Below are 16,799 nucleotides of genomic sequence, written 5' to 3' on the forward strand. Positions count from 1 at the left end.
GGCCCCCTTCTTCACTTCGGTCGTTTGTTGCCGCCGGGCTTGCCGAACTTCGCGGCAGGCTTGCCCGCGGGCTTCGCGGCTTTCGCCGCGGCGCCGTGGCCGCCTTCGCGTGCCCAAGGGGCGGCCTTGCGGGCCTTCGGCGCGGCGCCATCCGGCGTCCATTCGGATTTCGGCGGCCCCTTGCGGTGAGGCTTCTTCGGGCCGTCCTCGCGCGGTTTGTCGTAGCTGCGGGCCTTGTAGCCCCCCTCACGCACGGGCTTCGCCGACCAGCGCGCGGGTTTCGGGGCGGGGCGGTCGATGCCCTCGGGCGCGGCTGCCAGCACCTCGACCTTGCCCTTGTCCTCAAGCTGCATCGAGGGCGCCAGCGCCGACAGGAACCGTTGCGCCGCATCCGCATGGATCTGCACGAAGGTATGATCCTCCATCACCCGGATCGCGCCGATGTCGCGCCGGGTCAGGTCGCCCGCGCGGCACAGCATCGGCAGCAGCCATTTCGGATCGACCCAGCCGTCATGCCCGACCGACAGCCGGATCCAGGTGGCGCGGTCGAACTCGGCGCGCTCGCGCGGTTTCGGGCCGTCGCCGGAGACCGGCACCAGATCCTCGGGCGCGGAGCGCGAGGCGCGGAAGTCGCGCAGCACGGCGGCGGCAAGCTGGCGCGGCTCAAAGCTCGCCAGAAGGCGGTCGACATCCTCGGCCTCGTCGGCCTTGGCCGGGGCGGTGAGCTGCGGGATCAGCAGGATGCGTTCGCGGTCCTTCGCCAGGATTTCATCGGGGCCGGGGGCGGAATCCCAATGCGCCGTCACGCCCGCCTCGCGCAGCAGGCGTTCCGCCTTGCCCCGCGCGTTCATCGGCACGACCAGCGCCGAGATGCCCTTGGCCCCCGCCCGGCCGGTGCGGCCCGAGCGGTGCAGCAGCGCCTCCTTGTTGATCGGCAGGTCGGCGTGGATCACAAGTTCCAGCCCCGGCAGGTCGATCCCGCGCGCGGCCACGTCGGTCGCGATGCAGACATGTGCCCGCCCGTCGCGCAGCATCTGCAGCGCGCGGGACCGTTCGTCCTGCGTCAGCTCGCCCGACAGCGCCACGACCGACAGCCCGCGGTTGAGCAGCTTGCCCGTCAGATAGGTCACCGCCACGCGGGTCGAGCAGAAGACGATCGCCCGTTCCGGTTCATGGAAGCGCAGCAGGTTGACCACAGCCTTTTCGCGGTCGGTCTTGTCGACGATCAGCGCGCGATAGTCGATATCGGCATGCTGGCTTTTCGAGGCGATGGTGGAAATCCGTTCGGCATCGCGCTGGAAGGTCTTCGCCAGACGGGCGATTTCCGGCGGCACGGTGGCCGAGAACAGCAGCGTGCGGCGGGTTTCGGGCGCGGCTTCGAGGATGAATTCCAGATCCTCGCGGAAGCCCATGTCGAGCATCTCGTCCGCCTCGTCGAGCACCACGGCCCGGAGTTCGGACAGGTCCAGCGCGCCGCGCCGGATATGGTCGCAGATCCGCCCCGGCGTGCCGACGACGATATGCGCGCCGCGTTCCAGCGCCCGACGCTCGCCCCGCGCATCCATCCCGCCGATGGCGCCGACGATCACCGCGCCCGCCTTGGCATAGAGCCATTCGAGTTCACGCTGCACCTGCTGCGCGAGTTCGCGCGTCGGCGCCACGACCAGCGCGCGCGGCACGTCGGGCGGCGGCAGGCCCGCGTCGGCCAGCAGCTCGGAGGCGATCGCCAGACCGAAAGCCACCGTCTTGCCCGATCCCGTCTGCGCCGAGACCAGCAGGTCGCGCCCTGCCAGCGCGGGGTCCGAAACTGCCTCCTGCACCGGGGTCAGGGCTTCATACCCTTTCTGGGCCAGCGCCTCGGACAGCGCAGCAGGAAGGTTCGGGAAATCGGTCATCGGGGGAGCTTTCAATACGGCGGAAGGAGGCCTTCTAGGGGAAAGCCCTGCCCATGTATAGGGCGAATCGTCGGTCGACGCCACCGGCACATCAGGGCCATCTGGCGAGGGGCGGCAGGCTCATCAGCACGGCATCGGCATTGTGCCCGGTTTCCAGCCCGAATTTGGTGCCGCGATCATAGACGAGATTGTATTCGGCATAAAGCCCGCGATGGATCAGTTGCGTTTCCCGGTCTTCGGGCGTGACGGGGCTGCCCAGACGGCGGCGGGTGACGGGTTCGAAGGCGGGCAGGAAGGCCTCGCCCACCGCGCGGGTGAAGGCGAAATCGGCCTCCCAATCCCCGGTGTTCAGGTCATCGTAGAAGATCCCACCAACACCGCGTGCCCGGCCCCGGTGCGGGATGAAGAAATATTCGTCCGCCCAGTCCTTGAAGCGGGGATAGTAGCCGGGATCATGCGCATCGCAGGCGGCCTTCAGCACGGCGTGGAAATGCACCGTATCCTCGGGATATTCGATGCAGGGGTTCAGGTCGGCGCCGCCGCCGAACCACCAGGCGCCGGGCGTCCAGAACATCCGCGTGTTCATATGCACGGCCGGCGTATGCGGGTTCTGCATATGCGCGACAAGCGACACCCCCGAGGCCCAGAAGCGCGGATCCCCTTCAATCCCCGGCACCCCGCGCGCCGTCATCGCCTGGCTCGCCCGCGGCGCGAGCGTGCCCCAGACGGTCGAGACGTTCACGCCGACCTTCTCGAACACCCTGCCGCCGCGCATCACCGACATCAGCCCGCCGCCCTGATCCTCACCATCCGGGCCTCGGCGCGTGGTGGGCGTGACCTCGAACCGGCCGGGCGGAGCGGCGGCGGGGAAATCATCCTCCAGCGCCTCGAAAGCGGCGGTGATGCGGTCGCGCAGGGTGTGGAACCAGCGCGAGGCCTCTTGCTTGCGGGGGGCGAACGGGTCTTCGGTCATCTCGGTCTCCTTCCTCATGGTGGTAGCAGCGCCGGGGGGCGGGGGGAATTGCGTTTTGCCTGCCGGACACTACATTGAAGGCCCGGCCCCGCCGGAACGGAGGAAGTCATGCGCAAGTTCGCCCTGTTCGCCCTGCTGTCCCTGACAGCGCTTGCCGCCTGCGGCACACCGCAGGAGCGCTGCGTCAACCGCTCCACCAGCGAGGTGCGCGACCTGATGAAGCTGCGCGACGAGGTTGATGGCAATCTGGCGCGCGGCTACGCCTGGCATGTCTATCAGGTTCCGATCAGCCGCTGGGAAGTCTGCGGCTACAACACCTTCCGCGGCCGCGACGGCCGGATCATCGAGCGCCCGCGCATGTGTTTCGTGGACGATTACGTGACCCGCCGCCGGCAGGTGCCGATCGATCCGCAGTCCGAGGCGCGCAAACGCGATGCGCTGGCCGCGCGGATCGAGGCCCTGACACCGCAGATGAACGCCAATGTGCAGGCCTGCCGGGCGGCTTATCCGGAGTGACGCTTCTGCAAGCCGCGCGGGAGGCAGGGGGCCAGCCCCCTCGCGCGTTCCGCGCTCACCCCCGGGATATTTATGGAAAGATGAAGACATAAGCATGCCGGTTTCGTGATGGCGACGCGAAAAATGCCATATGGGGGCGGCTGCCGTTGGCAGGTGGATCCGGTGCCGGGCCCGGAAGCTTTGCAGAGACAGGAAGGGTTCTGCCCGGGGTGTTCGTGCCGCTAAAGCGCCGGGATCTGCACCCGGTCCAGAAGGCCACGCCCGCCATCGACGGTGATCACCTGCCCGGTGACGAAACCCGCGCCGGTCGAGGCCAGATACTGCACCGTCTCGACCAGTTCCGAGGCGGCGGCGATGCGGCCGAGGGGCGTGCCCTCGATCACCGCTTCGCGCCAGTCGTCATTGCCCTTGAGCGCGGCCTGCAGCGACCCGCTCATCACCGAGGCGAAGGCCACGCCGTTCACCCGGATGCGATGCGGGGCGAGCGCCACCGCAAGGCTGCGCGTGGCCTGATCCTGCGCCGCGCAGGCGATGGAATAGGCCAGCAATTCGGGCTGCGTGCGCTGCCCGGCCAGCGCCGAGATATTGACGATGGCGCCGATCTCGCCCTCTTCGCGGTCTTCCTTTTCGGCCTGCGCGATCATCCGCTTGGCTGTCATCTGCGACAGGCGCAGCCCGGCCAGAAGATTGTGCTTCAGCATCTGATCCAGAACCTCCCCCGAAGGGTCGAGCGGGTCCGAGGGGGCGAAGCTGCGCGCGGCATTGACCAGAATGTCGACGCGCCCGAAGGCATCCGCCGTCGCCGACAGCAGGTTCGACTGGGTGAGCTTTTCGCACAGGTTGCCGGCGAAGATCCGGGCCGGTCCCTCGGACCGGGCGGCATCGCCGAATTCGGCGATCAGCTTGTCCTCGTCAAGGTCGGCGCAGACCACCTGCGCGCCGCGATCCAGAAAATGCCGCGCGATGGCCAACCCGATGCCATGTGCGGCCCCGGTGACGATGGCGATCTTGCCGGAGATGGACAGCGACATGGGAAGTCCTTTCAGCGCGGCCGGCGGGCCGAATGCCGGGCGGCGCGACGCGGCGCGACGGGTTCGGGGGCCTTCTGCCGCGACTGCGGGATCGGCCGCTCGGCGCGGACGATGCGGAAGGCGCCGTCGCGTCCGGTGGGGGGCGTGATCTCCTCGACCTCGTGGAAACAGGCGCGCAGGACATCCTCATAGGGCAGGTGCCGGTTCGCCACCATCCACAGCGTGCCCGACAGCGACAGCATCCCCGCCGCGGCCCGGATGAACGCCTGCCCAAGCGCCGGATCGGCATTGCGCGACATATGGAACGGCGGGTTCGTCACCACGGCCGAATAGCGGTTTTCCGGCCGGAAGGTCAGCGCATCGGCCCAGAGCACCCGCGCCCGGGGATCCTGCACGTTCTGTTTCGCGCATTCGCAGGCGGCGTATTCCGCCTCGACCAGATCGAGGCTTTCGACCCCGCGATGCGCCAGCACCTGCGCCGCGAGCCAGCCCCAGCCCGCGCCGATATCGGCCATGCGGGCGGGCAGCGCCTCGGGCAGGCAGGCGGCCAGCAGCGCCGAGCCGCGATCGACCCCATCGGCCGAGAACACCCCCGGCATGGTGACGAAGCCGGGAAGGGCTTCGAGCGGCTGCGCCTCCCACCCCGCCAGACCGCCGGGCGTGGCGAGAAAGCGGAAGATCTTGCCATGCGCCTTGGCGATCGGATCGGACACCGGCAGCCGCCCGCGCAGATCCTTCAGCACCGAATCGACGCCGTCGGTTTTCAGCCCGTCGACCCAGACCGGACCGCCCGGCACGACGGTTTCACAGGCCAGCGCCAGCAGCGCGCGCGCCTCGGCCTTGGACCGGGGCAGAAAGACCACGGCCGCGGCATAGGGGCATTCGGCCTCGGGCGCGGTGTCGATGCCGCGCGCGGTCAGCGCGTCGAAATCCGGGCGGAAGCCCTGCACGGCATGCAATCGGCCTGCGGGCAGATCCGACAGGTCGGTCTGCGCGGTCGGGCGGAACAGCGCGATCCGGCCAGCGGCGGGAAGCGCATCGGGCGCGTCGAGCGCGAGCGAAAGACGGGGGTGTGTCATATGTCGAACGGGCGGCCCTTGCGGCGCAAACCCTATTCCTTTTCCATCGTGCATTGCAGGGGATGCTGATGGCGGCGGGCGAAATCCATCACCTGCACCACCTTGGTTTCCGCCACCTCGAAGCTGAAGACGCCGACGACGGCCAGCCCCTTCTTGTGCACGGTCAGCATGATCTCGAAGGCCTGCGCATGGGTCATCCCGAAGAACCGTTCCAGGATGTGCACCACGAATTCCATCGGCGTGTAATCGTCGTTCAGCAGCAGCACCTTGTACATCGGCGGGCGCTGCGTCTTGGGCTTGGTCTTCAGCGAAATACCAAGATCCTCGCCCGGATCCTCGCCCGCGGCGCGGACCGGACCGGCGGAGATCAGGCTGATACTGTCCATGCGCGGGGCGGAATACATGCTCGGATCGTGAATCGGGAAGGACATCCGCTGAATATAGGGAACTCGCGGCGCAAGAAAAGCCCGCGAAAGGGCGAATTGCACAACTCGCGTCCGCAAGGCAGATTATGCGGGCACGGGAGGCTTGCGGATGACCCTGACGGCAATCGGTTTCGACGCGGATGACACGCTGTGGCACAACGAGCGTTTCTTCCAGCACACGCAGGCGCATTTCGCCGGGCTCCTGCGCGATCACGTCGATGCCGCCGACCTTGAAACCCGCCTGCACGCGGCGGAGGTGCGCAACCTCGGGCTCTACGGTTTCGGGGTGAAGGGCTTCACCCTGTCGATGATCGAAACCGCGATCGAGGTCAGCGACGGCCGCATTTCCGCCCGCGTCATCGCCGAAATCCTCGAAGCCGGGCGCGAGATGCTGCGCCATCCGGTCGAAATCCTGCCCCATGCCCGCGAGACGATCGAGGCGCTGGCGGGCGATTTCCGCATCATCCTCGTGACCAAGGGCGATCTTCTGGATCAGGAACGCAAGCTGGCGGCCTCGGGTCTGGGAGATCTGTTCGACGCGGTGGAGATCGTCTCGGACAAGACGCCCGAGGTGTATCACTCCGTCTTCCGCCGTCACGCCAGCGGCGCGGATCAGGCGATGATGGTGGGCAACTCTTTGAAATCAGACGTCTTGCCGATGATTTCCGCCGGCGGCTGGGGCGTGCATGTGCCGCATGACCTGACCTGGGGGCTGGAACATGCCGACCCGCCGCAGGACTGCCCGCGCTTTGCCGAACTGCCGCATCTGGGCGCGCTGGCCGGGCTGATCGGCGGACTCAGGTAGGCCGCGGCGAAAAGCCGCCGCACGCCACAACCGTGCCTTGTGCGGTCCACGGCCTGCCAGTAGTCCGAAAGGATACGGTAACCAGTATCCGCCATGGTTTCACAAGGTGTGGCGTCACGGCGCCGGTGACCGACAATATCTGGCAGAATCATGAGGTTCGCGCCGAAACCGATTGAAATTAGTAGGTTTTCAGAGCGTTCCAACCATGATAGGCTTCAACGAAAGCACCGCCGCAAGAGCGGGCGCAAGGCAGCAATGAGGGCAGATACCGTGACCACGCTGACGCGATGGGTCCGTCATGGGCTTCTGGCAGTTTTCCTGACCGTTCTTCCGGTCGCCGTTTTCGCCGCGCCTTTCGCCGCCATGGTGATGGACGCCCGCACCGGCGAGGTGCTGTATTCCAAAAACGCGGACACGCGGCTGCATCCGGCCTCGCTGACCAAGATGATGACGCTGTATCTGGCGTTTCAGGCGGTCGAAAGCGGCAAGGTCAGCCTTGATTCGGTGGTCACCGTTTCGCAGAACGCCGCCAGCCAGCCGCCCTCGCGGCTTGGCCTGCGCGCCGGGCAGAAGATCCAGCTCCGTTACCTGATTCGCGCGGCGGCGGTGAAATCGGCCAACGACGCGGCGGCGGCGATCGGCGATTATCTGGGCGGGAACGAGGCGAATTTCGCCACGATGATGAACCGTCAGGCGAAGGCGCTTGGCATGAACAGCACGACGTTCCGGAACGCCAACGGCCTGACGCGGCAGGGGCACCTGTCCACCGCGCGGGACATGTCGATCCTCGGGCGGCATGTGATCTACGATTATCCGCAGTATTACAACATCTTCTCGCGCCGCACGGCGGATGCGGGCATCGCCAAGGTGGCCAGCACCAACCGCCGTTTCCTTGACGCCTATGACGGCGCGGACGGGATCAAGACCGGCTATACCGTGGCGGCGGGGTTCAACCTCGTCGGCTCGGCGCAGCGGGGCAACAAGCGCGTCATCGCCACGGTGTTCGGCGGCACCTCGACCGCGCAGCGCAACGCCAAGGTGGCCGAGCTGCTGGACATCGGCTTTGCCCGCGCGCCGAACAGGGCCAACAGCCCGCAGCCCGTGCTGATGGCCAAGGCGTCGTCGGATCTGGCGGGACCGGAAGTCACCGGCGCGGTCGATACCGGCGACGAGGGCGAGGCCCCGGGCACGATGCAGGTGGCCGCCAATACCGCGAACAAGGTGGCCCCGGCCAGCAGCCTGCGCCCGATGAAGCGTCCCGGCACGGCCGCGGCCCCCGAAGCCCTCATCGCCGACGCCGCGCCGCATCACGATCCCGAGGCCGAATCGCTTGCCGTCCAGCTTGCCGCCAATGCGGTTTCGACCCCGGCCCCCACCGGCCCCCGGCCCCTGCCCCGCTCGCCGCAGATCCAGCAGGCCGGAACCGCACCCGGAACCGTCGAGCCGAGCGCGATCGAGGGCGCCATCGCCTTCGCGCAATCCACCGCGCCGCAGCCCGAAACGCTGGCCTTGGGCGACGAACCTCAGTTCGACCCCGACATGGTGGCCGAGGGTGACGCCGATCCGAAGGATCCGGTCTTCATCCAGACCTCGACCCCGCAGCCCGAAACGCTGCAACTGGCCGAGCAGAAGGCGCCGCGCAATGATACGGTCATTCTGGCCGCGATGACGCCCCCCGCCCCCGCCAAGCAGCAAACGCGCGAGGTGATCGCCCGGGCCTCCACCTCCGGCGGGCGCAACTGGGGCATCAACGTCGGCAAGTTCAACACGCAATATGCGGCGGAACGGATGCTGCTGAAGACGGCGCTGATGGAAAGCGACGCGCTTGGCAGCGCGCTGCGCAAGGTCGCCAAGACCAAGACCGCGTTCGAGGCGAATTTCGTCGGCATGACCAAGGCCGGGGCGGAGCTTGCCTGCGCGCGGCTGACGGCGCGGGCGACGGATTGCAACGTGATCGGACCCTGAGCGAATCAGCGCGTGCGAGACCGGCCTGCGGCGCAGCATTCCCCCGCGTAAGGCAGCCCTCCGGCACGCGCGTTCCCTGCGGGGCTTGATCCTTGTCAAAGCGGCCCCGCCCCCTAGTTGTTACGGTGACGATAGGAAACATGAGCGGAGAACTGGCCATGGCCTATAAAACCCTTCTGACGGTGGTGACCGATCTGGCAGCCGCCAAGGCACAGATCGAAACCGCAATCGCCGTCGCCCGCCGCCGGGATGCCCATCTGGAAATCCTGTGCATGGGCATCGACCGCACGCAGACCGGCTATTACTACGCCGGCGCCGCGGCCTTCGTGCAGCAAGAGGCGCTGGAACGCGCGCAAAACGACGCACGCGCCATCGAAACCGCGATCAAGACGCGGCTCGCGACCGAGGACATCCGCTGGTCGTCCGAGGCGATGGTGGTGCAGATCGGCACCGTGGGCACGGTGGTGGGGATGCGCGCGCGCTTTTCCGACCTCGTCATCATGGGCCGTCCCTACGGCGAGGGCCGCGGCCTTGAAATCGAGGCGGCGCTCGAATCGGCGCTGTTCGAGGGCGATGTCCCCGTGCTGATCGTGCCCGACGGCTACACCGGCGAAGTTCCGGCGCGCCGCGTCATCATCGCGTGGAACCAGTCGAACGAGGCGCTGGACGCCGTGCGCAAGTCGATGCCGATCCTGAAGGCGGCGGAGCTTGTCGACATCACCGTGATCGACCCGCCCGCGCATGGGCCGGAACGGTCGGATCCCGGCGGACAACTGAGCCAATACCTCGTCCGCCATGGCGTGAAATGCGAGGTCTCGGTTCTGGCGAAAACCATGCCGCGGATTTCGGACGTGCTGAACCGCCACCTGCGCGATACCAACGCCGATCTGGTGGTGATGGGCGCCTATGGCCATTCGCGCTTCCGCGAGGCGATTCTGGGCGGTGCCACGCGGCACATGCTGGAACTGGCGGAAACGCCGGTGCTGATGGCCCACTGATTCGGGAGCGGCGCCTTCGGGCGCCCTCCCTCCGGGTCAGCCGACAAGGCCCCCGTCGCTGTCGTCGCCCGCCTCGAACATCAGCCGGTCCATGTCGGGCACAGTGACATGGCGCTTGCCGGCCAGCTCGATCACCCCCTCGCGCTTCAGCGCCGAGATCTGCCGCGACACGGTTTCCAGCGTCAGGCCAAGGTAATCCGCCATCGCCTCGCGCGTCAGCGGCAGGTCAAAGCTCATCCGCCCGATGGACGGCATCATGTTCACCGAGGCATCCCGCCGCGCGATGATCGACAGCAGCGAGGCGATCTTTTCCCGCGCCGTCTTGCGGCCCAGAAGCAGCATCCATTCCCGCGCCGCGTCCAGTTCATCCAGCGTCATCTGCAACAGCCGCTGCGCCAGATGCGGTGTGCGTTCCATCATGTCTTCAAAGGGCTTGCGGCGGAAACAGCACATCAGGATGTCGGTCGTCGCGATGACGTTATAGGCCGCCCGCGCCCGCCCGGGCCGCCCGACGAAATCCGAAGGCAGCAGCAGCCCCACCATCTGCGTGCGCCCGTCTTCCATCGTCTGGGTCAGCGTGGCGATCCCCGACACGACCGAGGCCACGAAATCCATCTGGTCGCCCGCCCAGATCACCGTCTGGCCGGCCTCGAAGCTGCGGTAGTATTTGATCCGCTCCAGCTCGCCCAGTTCCGTCGGTTCGCAGCGGGCGCAGACGGCGCGATGCCGGATCGGACATTCGCCGCAGGTCAGCGTGCCGTGAGGAAGGTCATCATGCGCCATCTGGGTATCGCTTGATATGGGTCAATTTGCGCGCGGCAATGTCGGCGTAAAGGTATACGCATGGAACAGGAATCGCAACTCGCCCGGCTCGGCCTCTTCGATGCGCGGGTTCCCCGCTATACGAGCTATCCGACAGCGCCGCATTTCACCGCGGATGTGGGGGCGGAGGATTACCAACGCTGGATCGAGGCGATTCCCCCCGGCGCGCGTATCTCCCTGTATATGCACGTGCCATTCTGCCGCCATCTGTGCTGGTTCTGCGCCTGCCGCACGCAGGGCACGCAAAGCGAGGATACCGTCCGCGCCTATGCCGATGTGCTGCTGCGGGAACTCGCGCTGCTGAAACCGCATCTTGCACCCGGGGTGACCCTGTCGCGCCTGCATTGGGGCGGCGGCACGCCAACCCTGATGCCGCCCGACCTGATTCGCCGTCTGGCCGAGGCGACCTTCGATGTGGTGCCGATGGGCGAAGGCGGCGAATTTTCGGTCGAGATCGATCCGAACGAGATCGACACCGCGCGGATGGATGCGCTGGCGGCCAGCGGGATGAACCGCGCCTCGATCGGGGTGCAGGATTTCGATCCGCAGATTCAGGGCGTGATCGGCCGCAACCAGAGCTATGAAACCACCCGCGCCGCGGCCGAGATGATTCGCGACCGCGGCGTGGCCAGCCTGAACGCCGACATCCTGTTCGGCCTGCCCTATCAGAGCCCGGAAAAGATCGCGGATTCGGTGCAGAAGCTCCTGTCCCTCGAACCCGACCGGGTGGCGCTTTACGGCTATGCGCATGTGCCATGGATGGCGCGGCGGCAGGTGCTGATCCCCTCGGACCATCTGCCGACGCCGCAGGAACGGCTGGCGCTGTTCCGCACGGCGCGCGACCTGTTTCTGGCGGATGGCTATGATGAAATCGGCATCGACCATTTCGCCCTGCCCTCGGACAAACTGTCGAAAGCGCGGCAGGCGGGCAAGCTGCGACGCAATTTTCAGGGCTATACCGACGATCTGGCCGAGGTCCTGCTGGGCTTCGGCGCCAGTTCCATCTCGCGCTTTCCGCAGGGCTATGCGCAGAACGCCCCGGCGACCTCGGCCCATGTCGCCGCGATCCGGGAGGGGCGCTTTTCCACCGCGCGCGGCCATGCCTTCGCGGGCGAGGACCGGCTCCGCGCCCGGCTGATCGAGGCGCTGATGTGCGATTTCCACGTCTCGACGGCCGAGCTGATCCACGATCACGGCGCCGATCCCGCGCGTTTGCAGGCGTTGTTCCAGAACTGCGCCGATCATTTCGGCGAAATGGTGCAGCTGGGCCCGGACGGGCTGACGATCCCCGCCCCGGGCCGACCGCTGACGCGGATGATCGCGCGGCATTTCGACGGCTACGACCTGTCCGTGGCGGGCCACAGCTCGGCGATCTAGATCAGCCGCAGTCGATGTTGAAGATGTTGCCAAGCTGGTCGAGCCGGAACACCACCCGCTTCGGATTGTATTCCTGCGGCTCGATCCCGCGCCATTCCACCACGCTGATCGGCCCCGAGACACCCAGCGTCGGGATCACCGAGGACGGCTGCCCAAGCACCGAGACATAGTTCCGCGCACCGCACAGATCGGGCTCGCGCTGTTCGAGGGCGCCTTCCTGGCTGACGGGCGGGGTCATGTAGGGAACCGGCACCGGCTCTGCGGGATCGGTGTTCTCGACCGTGCTCTGGCACCCTGCCACCAGCACTACCGCCACGGCAATGGCGGAAAAGCGGAATATCATGTCGCACCCATTCTTGCTTTGCCCGGCACTTTCGCTCAGGTTCTGGCAAGCATCTATACAGCGAGGATTTGCCGATGAGAACCCGTGCCGCCGTGGCTGTTGCCCCCGGCAAACCGCTTGAAATCATGGAAGTGAACCTCGAAGGCCCGAAGGCCGGCGAGGTGCTGGTCGAAATCAAGGCGACGGGGATCTGTCACACCGACGAGTTCACCCTTTCCGGTGCCGACCCCGAGGGGATCTTCCCGGCGATTCTGGGCCATGAGGGCGCGGGCGTGGTGATCGAGGTGGGCGAAGGCGTCACCTCGCTGAAGCCGGGCGATCATGTCATTCCGCTCTATACCCCCGAATGCCGCGAATGCCCGTCCTGCCTCAGCCGCAAGACGAACCTCTGCACGGCGATCCGTTCGACGCAGGGACAGGGGCTGCTGCCCGACGGCACGACGCGGTTTTCCATGCTCGACGGCACGCCGATCCACCACTACATGGGCTGCTCGACCTTTGCGCAGCATACGGTGGTGCCGGAAATCGCGCTGGCGAAGATCCGCGACGACGCGCCCTTCGACAAGATCTGCTATGTCGGCTGCGGCGTGACCACCGGCATCGGCGCCGTCATCAACACCGCCAAGGTGGAAATCGGCGCCAAGGCGGTGGTCTTCGGTCTGGGCGGCATCGGGCTGAACGTCATCCAGGGGCTGAAGCTTGCCGGTGCCGACATGATCATCGGCGTCGATCTGAATGACTCCAAAAAGGAATGGGGCGAGCGTTTCGGCATGACCCATTTCGTCAATCCGTCAAAGATCGAGGGCTCGGTCGTGCAGGCGATCGTCGAGATGACCAAGACCCCCTTCGACCTGATCGGCGGCGCGGATTACAGCTTCGACTGCACCGGGAACGTCAAGGTGATGCGCGACGCGCTGGAATGCACCCACCGCGGCTGGGGCGTGTCGGTCGTCATCGGCGTGGCGCCGGCGGGGGCGGAAATCCAGACCCGTCCGTTCCAGCTCGTCACCGGGCGGGTGTGGAAGGGCACGGCCTTCGGCGGCGCGCGCGGGCGCACCGACGTGCCGGGCATCGTCGACTGGTATATGGACGGCAAGATCGAGATCGACCCGATGATCACCCATACCCTGCCGCTCGAACGCATCAACGAAGGGTTCGAGCTGATGCACAAGGGCGAGTCGATCCGCGCCGTGGTCGTTTACTGAGAGCGCAGCGTGGGGGCTGTCTGCCCCCACACCCCCGAGGATATTTATGGAAGAATGAAAGGCAAAACCTGCCAGCCGTCGTTTTCCATGAGTATTTTGGGGCATGAGGCGGATCAGGCAGCCTTCCAGAGGCAGGATGCCCCGCCGAATGCGGATCAGGCAACCTGCCGGTGGAAGGATGCCCCGCCGGATGTGGATCGGGCGGCCTTCCGACACGAGAATGCACCGCCGAATGCCGCCGGGACGGGCGGGCAGTGTCCCCGCGCCGTCCGCCGGTCAGGCCGGACGCTTGACGCCGTAGAACGGCCCTTCGCCTGCCGCCGCGATCCGGGCGAGACAGGCGGTAATGCCCTCATAGGCGACATTCATCGTATAACCATTCGCATGGATCAACGTATCGGCGTCGCAGGCCATCGCCACATGCCCCTTCCAGAAGAACAGATCGCCGCGCCGGGGCGGCTCTTCGGCGGGCAGGAAATCCCCGAAAGCCGCGCGTTGCAGGTCGCTGTCGCCCGGACATGCGCGGCCGCACAGCGTCAGCGCCATCTGAACCAGCCCCGAACAATCGATCCCGTCGCGGGAATTGCCGCCCCACAGATAGGGCGTGCCCAGCAGCCGTTCCGCCACCGCCACCGGATCGGCATCGTTCCGTGTGATCGGGCGCAGATGCTGGATCGGAATATATCCCTCGGCGATGCGGGCGAATTTCGCGTCCTCCTCCAGCACCGGCAGGCGCGCGCCGAGGCTGAGCCGCATCACCTCCCCCCGCTTGATCGAGGCTTCGCGGTAGACATGCGTGGTAGGCACATGGACCAGATGCGTGGCGGGGGCGGGCGCCGTCAGCGCGCCATCCACGACCCAGCCGCAATAGCCATCCGCCTCGGCGCGCAGGAAGCTCCAGCCGTCCTGCCGGTCGATCACCGTCACCTCGGCGCCGAAGATCACCTGCCGGTCGCGCAACGCGCCGGGCTCGGGGCAGAGGTCGGTGACCGGGGCGGCGACACGGGCGGGCTCGCCCGTGGTCAGCGGCACATTCACCTGTCCCTTCAGCGAGACATGCGCGATGCGGCCGGAATTCGGCGTCAGTCGGCGGTCCGTCACAGGTCCAGAACCTCCGGCCCCAGAATTTCAGGAAGCGCGGCAAGGATCGCCCGCGCCCCCTGACAGGCTCCGCCCTTGGGCCGGCCCGGCTGCGCCGTGGGCTGCCAGCCGTAGATGTCGAAATGCGCGAAACGCCCGGTCTCGGTGACAAACCGGCGCAGGAACAGCGCCGCCGTGATCGACCCGGCCATGCCGCCCGAAGGCGCGTTGTCCAGATCGGCGATGCCCGGCTCGATCATCCCCTCGTATGGTTCCCAGAAAGGCAGCCGCCAGAGCGGATCGGCCGCCCGTCGCGCGCCGGAGGCCAGCGCCCCGGCCAGAGCCTCGTCATCCGTGAAGAACGGCGGCACATCGGGGCCAAGCGCCACCCGCGCCGCCCCCGTCAGCGTCGCCATGCACAGGATCAGATCGGGGCTTTCCTCATCCGCCGCCGCCAGCGCATCGGCCAGCACCAGCCGCCCCTCGGCGTCGGTATTGTTGATCTCGACCGTCAGCCCCTTGCGCGAGGTATAGATGTCCTGCGGTCGGAAGGCCGCGCCGCCCACCGCATTTTCCACCGCCGGGATCAGCACCCGCAGCCGCAGGGGCAGCTTCAGCGCCATGATCATATGCGCAAGGCCAAGGACCGTCGCCGCCCCGCCCATGTCCTTTTTCATCAGCCCCATCGAGGACGGCGGCTTGATGTCGAGCCCGCCGGTATCGAAACAGACCCCCTTGCCGACCAGCGTCAGCTCCGGCCCCGCCGCGCCCCACCGCAGGTCCAGCAGCCGCGGCGCCCGCGGGCTGGCGCGACCGACGGCATGGATCAGCGGATAGCCGCGGGCCAGCAGGTCATCGCCAACCACGGCCGTCACCTCCGCCCCGTGCCGGGCGGCGACGGCGCGGGTGGCGGCTTCCAGCTCCTCCGGCCCCATGTCGTTCGGCGGCGTGTTGATGAGGTCGCGGGTCAGGGCCTCGCCCTCGGCCAGAACCTCGATCCGCGCAGGGTCGAGCCCCTCGGGACAGACCAGCCGGGCCTCGGGCACGGCAAGCGCCGCATAATCGTCGAAGCGGTAGCCTTCCAGCAGCCAGCCGAGCGCCTCGGCCTCCGCCACCTCGGGCGGCAGATCCGCCACGATGCGCCAGTTCCCCGCCGGCAGTTTCGCCGCCACCCCGGCCAGCGCATAGCGCCCGCGCCGCCGCCGCGCCGCCGTGCCATAACCGAACAGCGCCGCCGCGATGCCGCCCTGCGCATCCGGCAAAAGGCAGAGCGCCCCGAGCGCCCCGGCAAAGCCCTGCGCCTGAGCAAAGGCCCGCTGCGCGGGCGTCAGCGCCGCGGGCAGGGGCGCGTCGGGTTCCAGCAGATACAGCGGCAGCGCCTCGGCCCCATCGGGGGCGAAACGCAATGCGGGACGGTTACGGAAAGGGTCGGTCATCACAGGCTCCGGTCACTGGGCGCTTCGCGCCTTCCCCGAACCTAGCGCCGCTGGCGGCGGGCGCAATGCCGTGCGAGGGGCCGGATTGATGCTGCGGATGCAAAATTCACTCGCACCCGCGCCCGCAGCGGCCTATCTACGGAAAACCGATCCACAGGAGACAGCGATGCACGAACATGTTCGGCCCTTGCCATCGTATCTGGTGAACCGCTTCCACGGCTGGCAGGCCACCGCCTATGCCGAGAACAAGGCCTGGTACCGCCGCCTCGCCGAGGAAGGGCAGCGCCCCCGGTCCATGGTGATCTCATGCTGCGATTCGCGGGTTCACGTCACCTCGATCTTCGGCGCGGATTCGGGGGAGTTCTTCATCCACCGCAACATCGCCAACCTCGTGCCGCCCTACAATCCGGACGGCGACCATCACGGCACCTCGGCGGCGGTGGAATATGCGGTCAGCTCGCTCAAGGTCGCGCATCTGATCGTGCTTGGCCATTCGCAATGCGGCGGCGTCGCGGGCTGCCATGCGATGTGCACGGGCCACGCGCCGGAGCTGGAGGAAAAGACCTCCTTCGTCGGCGCCTGGCTCGACCTGCTGCGCCCGGGGTTCGAGCGGGTAAAGGAACAGCCCGAAGAAAAGCAGGTCAACGCGCTGGAACATGAGGCGGTCGTCGTCAGCCTCGAAAACCTGATCACCTTCCCCTTCGTCAAGGCGGCGCTGGATTCCGACAACATGACCCTGCATGGCCTCTGGCACGACATCGGCTCGGGCGCACTGGAACAATACAACCCGGCGCGCGGCGCGTTCGAGCAGGTCTGATCCGCGCCCGAACACGCCGGCATCTGTTGCTT

At 67.3% G+C, this 16,799-nt stretch carries 16 protein-coding genes; 7 read left to right on the forward strand and 9 right to left on the reverse strand.

The genetic code is table 11. The features are described from left to right. Positions 1 to 11: 11 nt before the first annotated feature. Both D2T30_RS12605 and hemF read right to left on the reverse strand, forming a co-directional pair. Positions 12 to 1,895 carry a DEAD/DEAH box helicase gene (locus tag D2T30_RS12605; protein ID WP_128209151.1) on the reverse strand — a complete coding sequence of 628 codons (1,884 nt, stop codon included), beginning with the start codon at positions 1,893 to 1,895 and terminating at the stop codon, positions 12 to 14. A 91-nt stretch (positions 1,896 to 1,986) separates the two neighbouring features. Further along, complete coding sequence (gene hemF, locus D2T30_RS12610) at positions 1,987 to 2,868, reverse strand: oxygen-dependent coproporphyrinogen oxidase (protein ID WP_128209152.1); 882 nt, start codon at positions 2,866 to 2,868, stop codon at positions 1,987 to 1,989. A gap of 108 nt (positions 2,869 to 2,976) precedes the next feature. Here hemF and D2T30_RS12615 point away from each other — a divergent pair, with 108 nt between their 5' ends. Then, on the forward strand, positions 2,977 to 3,384 hold the full coding sequence (locus D2T30_RS12615; protein WP_128209153.1) for a hypothetical protein: 408 nt from the start codon (positions 2,977 to 2,979) through the stop codon (positions 3,382 to 3,384). 221 nt (positions 3,385 to 3,605) lie between these two features. Here D2T30_RS12615 and D2T30_RS12620 read toward each other — a convergent pair whose 3' ends face one another. The 3 genes from D2T30_RS12620 to clpS are packed head-to-tail and all read right to left on the reverse strand — an operon-like array spanning position 3,606 to position 5,898. Next, positions 3,606 to 4,415 carry an SDR family NAD(P)-dependent oxidoreductase gene (locus D2T30_RS12620; protein WP_128209154.1) on the reverse strand — a complete coding sequence of 270 codons (810 nt, stop codon included), beginning with the start codon at positions 4,413 to 4,415 and terminating at the stop codon, positions 3,606 to 3,608. 11 nt (positions 4,416 to 4,426) lie between these two features. After that, positions 4,427 to 5,494: a class I SAM-dependent methyltransferase gene (locus D2T30_RS12625; RefSeq protein WP_128209155.1), complete on the reverse strand. Its 1,068-nt coding sequence runs from the start codon at positions 5,492 to 5,494 to the stop codon at positions 4,427 to 4,429. A 32-nt stretch (positions 5,495 to 5,526) separates the two neighbouring features. Beyond that, complete coding sequence (gene clpS / locus D2T30_RS12630; protein ID WP_241560669.1) at positions 5,527 to 5,898, reverse strand: ATP-dependent Clp protease adapter ClpS; 372 nt, start codon at positions 5,896 to 5,898, stop codon at positions 5,527 to 5,529. A 130-nt stretch (positions 5,899 to 6,028) separates the two neighbouring features. On the opposite strand from clpS, the gene D2T30_RS12635 reads away from it, so the two are divergent. From D2T30_RS12635 to D2T30_RS12645, 3 genes are all read left to right on the forward strand, one after another. Beyond that, the gene (locus tag D2T30_RS12635) at positions 6,029 to 6,724 is read left to right on the forward strand and encodes an HAD family hydrolase (RefSeq protein ID WP_128209156.1); all 696 of its coding nucleotides are present in this window, start codon (positions 6,029 to 6,031) and stop codon (positions 6,722 to 6,724) included. 255 nt (positions 6,725 to 6,979) lie between these two features. Further along, complete coding sequence (locus D2T30_RS12640) at positions 6,980 to 8,689, forward strand: D-alanyl-D-alanine carboxypeptidase family protein (RefSeq protein ID WP_128209157.1); 1,710 nt, start codon at positions 6,980 to 6,982, stop codon at positions 8,687 to 8,689. Positions 8,690 to 8,847: 158 nt separating this feature from the next. After that, positions 8,848 to 9,687, forward strand: a complete 840-nt coding sequence (locus D2T30_RS12645) for a universal stress protein (RefSeq protein WP_128180591.1) — start codon at positions 8,848 to 8,850, stop codon at positions 9,685 to 9,687. Between the two features lie 36 nt (positions 9,688 to 9,723). Here the strand turns inward: D2T30_RS12645 and fnrL are convergent, their stop codons facing one another. Then, positions 9,724 to 10,470: a transcriptional regulator FnrL gene (gene fnrL, locus D2T30_RS12650; RefSeq protein ID WP_128180589.1), complete on the reverse strand. Its 747-nt coding sequence runs from the start codon at positions 10,468 to 10,470 to the stop codon at positions 9,724 to 9,726. Between the two features lie 60 nt (positions 10,471 to 10,530). Between fnrL and hemN the strand changes: the two genes are divergently transcribed. After that, positions 10,531 to 11,886: an oxygen-independent coproporphyrinogen III oxidase gene (hemN, locus tag D2T30_RS12655; protein WP_128209158.1), complete on the forward strand. Its 1,356-nt coding sequence runs from the start codon at positions 10,531 to 10,533 to the stop codon at positions 11,884 to 11,886. A gap of 1 nt (position 11,887) precedes the next feature. Here hemN and D2T30_RS12660 read toward each other — a convergent pair whose 3' ends face one another. Continuing rightward, positions 11,888 to 12,229, reverse strand: coding sequence for an I78 family peptidase inhibitor (locus D2T30_RS12660; RefSeq protein ID WP_128180585.1), 342 nt, complete (start codon positions 12,227 to 12,229; stop codon positions 11,888 to 11,890). Between the two features lie 74 nt (positions 12,230 to 12,303). On the opposite strand from D2T30_RS12660, the gene D2T30_RS12665 reads away from it, so the two are divergent. Then, positions 12,304 to 13,434: an S-(hydroxymethyl)glutathione dehydrogenase/class III alcohol dehydrogenase gene (locus D2T30_RS12665; protein WP_128209159.1), complete on the forward strand. Its 1,131-nt coding sequence runs from the start codon at positions 12,304 to 12,306 to the stop codon at positions 13,432 to 13,434. Positions 13,435 to 13,710: 276 nt separating this feature from the next. Here the strand turns inward: D2T30_RS12665 and D2T30_RS12670 are convergent, their stop codons facing one another. Further along, positions 13,711 to 14,535, reverse strand: coding sequence for a C40 family peptidase (locus D2T30_RS12670; protein ID WP_128209160.1), 825 nt, complete (start codon positions 14,533 to 14,535; stop codon positions 13,711 to 13,713). Next, positions 14,532 to 15,950, reverse strand: coding sequence for a leucyl aminopeptidase family protein (locus tag D2T30_RS12675; protein WP_128209161.1), 1,419 nt, complete (start codon positions 15,948 to 15,950; stop codon positions 14,532 to 14,534). The genes D2T30_RS12670 and D2T30_RS12675 overlap by 4 nt, the downstream gene beginning before the upstream one ends. Before the next feature lie 166 nt (positions 15,951 to 16,116). Between D2T30_RS12675 and D2T30_RS12680 the strand changes: the two genes are divergently transcribed. Further along, positions 16,117 to 16,767, forward strand: coding sequence for a carbonic anhydrase (locus D2T30_RS12680; RefSeq protein WP_128180577.1), 651 nt, complete (start codon positions 16,117 to 16,119; stop codon positions 16,765 to 16,767). Positions 16,768 to 16,799 lie beyond the last annotated feature (32 nt).

Source organism: Paenirhodobacter populi, from assembly GCF_004022215.1.
GTDB classification, from domain to species: Bacteria; Pseudomonadota; Alphaproteobacteria; order Rhodobacterales; family Rhodobacteraceae; genus Rhodobacter; species Rhodobacter populi.

Excerpts from the sequence above, each read along its gene's own strand:
- D2T30_RS12605 (WP_128209151.1), bottom strand. The coding sequence starts at position 1,895 with ATGACCGATTTCCCGAACCTTCCTGCTGCGCTGTCCGAGGCGCTGGCC.
- hemF (WP_128209152.1), bottom strand. The coding sequence starts at position 2,868 with ATGACCGAAGACCCGTTCGCCCCCCGCAAGCAAGAGGCCTCGCGCTGG.
- D2T30_RS12615 (WP_128209153.1), top strand. The coding sequence starts at position 2,977 with ATGCGCAAGTTCGCCCTGTTCGCCCTGCTGTCCCTGACAGCGCTTGCC.
- D2T30_RS12620 (WP_128209154.1), bottom strand. The coding sequence starts at position 4,415 with ATGTCGCTGTCCATCTCCGGCAAGATCGCCATCGTCACCGGGGCCGCA.
- D2T30_RS12625 (WP_128209155.1), bottom strand. The coding sequence starts at position 5,494 with ATGACACACCCCCGTCTTTCGCTCGCGCTCGACGCGCCCGATGCGCTT.
- clpS (WP_241560669.1), bottom strand. The coding sequence starts at position 5,898 with ATGTATTCCGCCCCGCGCATGGACAGTATCAGCCTGATCTCCGCCGGT.
- D2T30_RS12635 (WP_128209156.1), top strand. The coding sequence starts at position 6,029 with ATGACCCTGACGGCAATCGGTTTCGACGCGGATGACACGCTGTGGCAC.
- D2T30_RS12640 (WP_128209157.1), top strand. The coding sequence starts at position 6,980 with ATGAGGGCAGATACCGTGACCACGCTGACGCGATGGGTCCGTCATGGG.
- D2T30_RS12645 (WP_128180591.1), top strand. The coding sequence starts at position 8,848 with ATGGCCTATAAAACCCTTCTGACGGTGGTGACCGATCTGGCAGCCGCC.
- fnrL (WP_128180589.1), bottom strand. The coding sequence starts at position 10,470 with ATGGCGCATGATGACCTTCCTCACGGCACGCTGACCTGCGGCGAATGT.
- hemN (WP_128209158.1), top strand. The coding sequence starts at position 10,531 with ATGGAACAGGAATCGCAACTCGCCCGGCTCGGCCTCTTCGATGCGCGG.
- D2T30_RS12660 (WP_128180585.1), bottom strand. The coding sequence starts at position 12,229 with ATGATATTCCGCTTTTCCGCCATTGCCGTGGCGGTAGTGCTGGTGGCA.
- D2T30_RS12665 (WP_128209159.1), top strand. The coding sequence starts at position 12,304 with ATGAGAACCCGTGCCGCCGTGGCTGTTGCCCCCGGCAAACCGCTTGAA.
- D2T30_RS12675 (WP_128209161.1), bottom strand. The coding sequence starts at position 15,950 with ATGACCGACCCTTTCCGTAACCGTCCCGCATTGCGTTTCGCCCCCGAT.
- D2T30_RS12680 (WP_128180577.1), top strand. The coding sequence starts at position 16,117 with ATGCACGAACATGTTCGGCCCTTGCCATCGTATCTGGTGAACCGCTTC.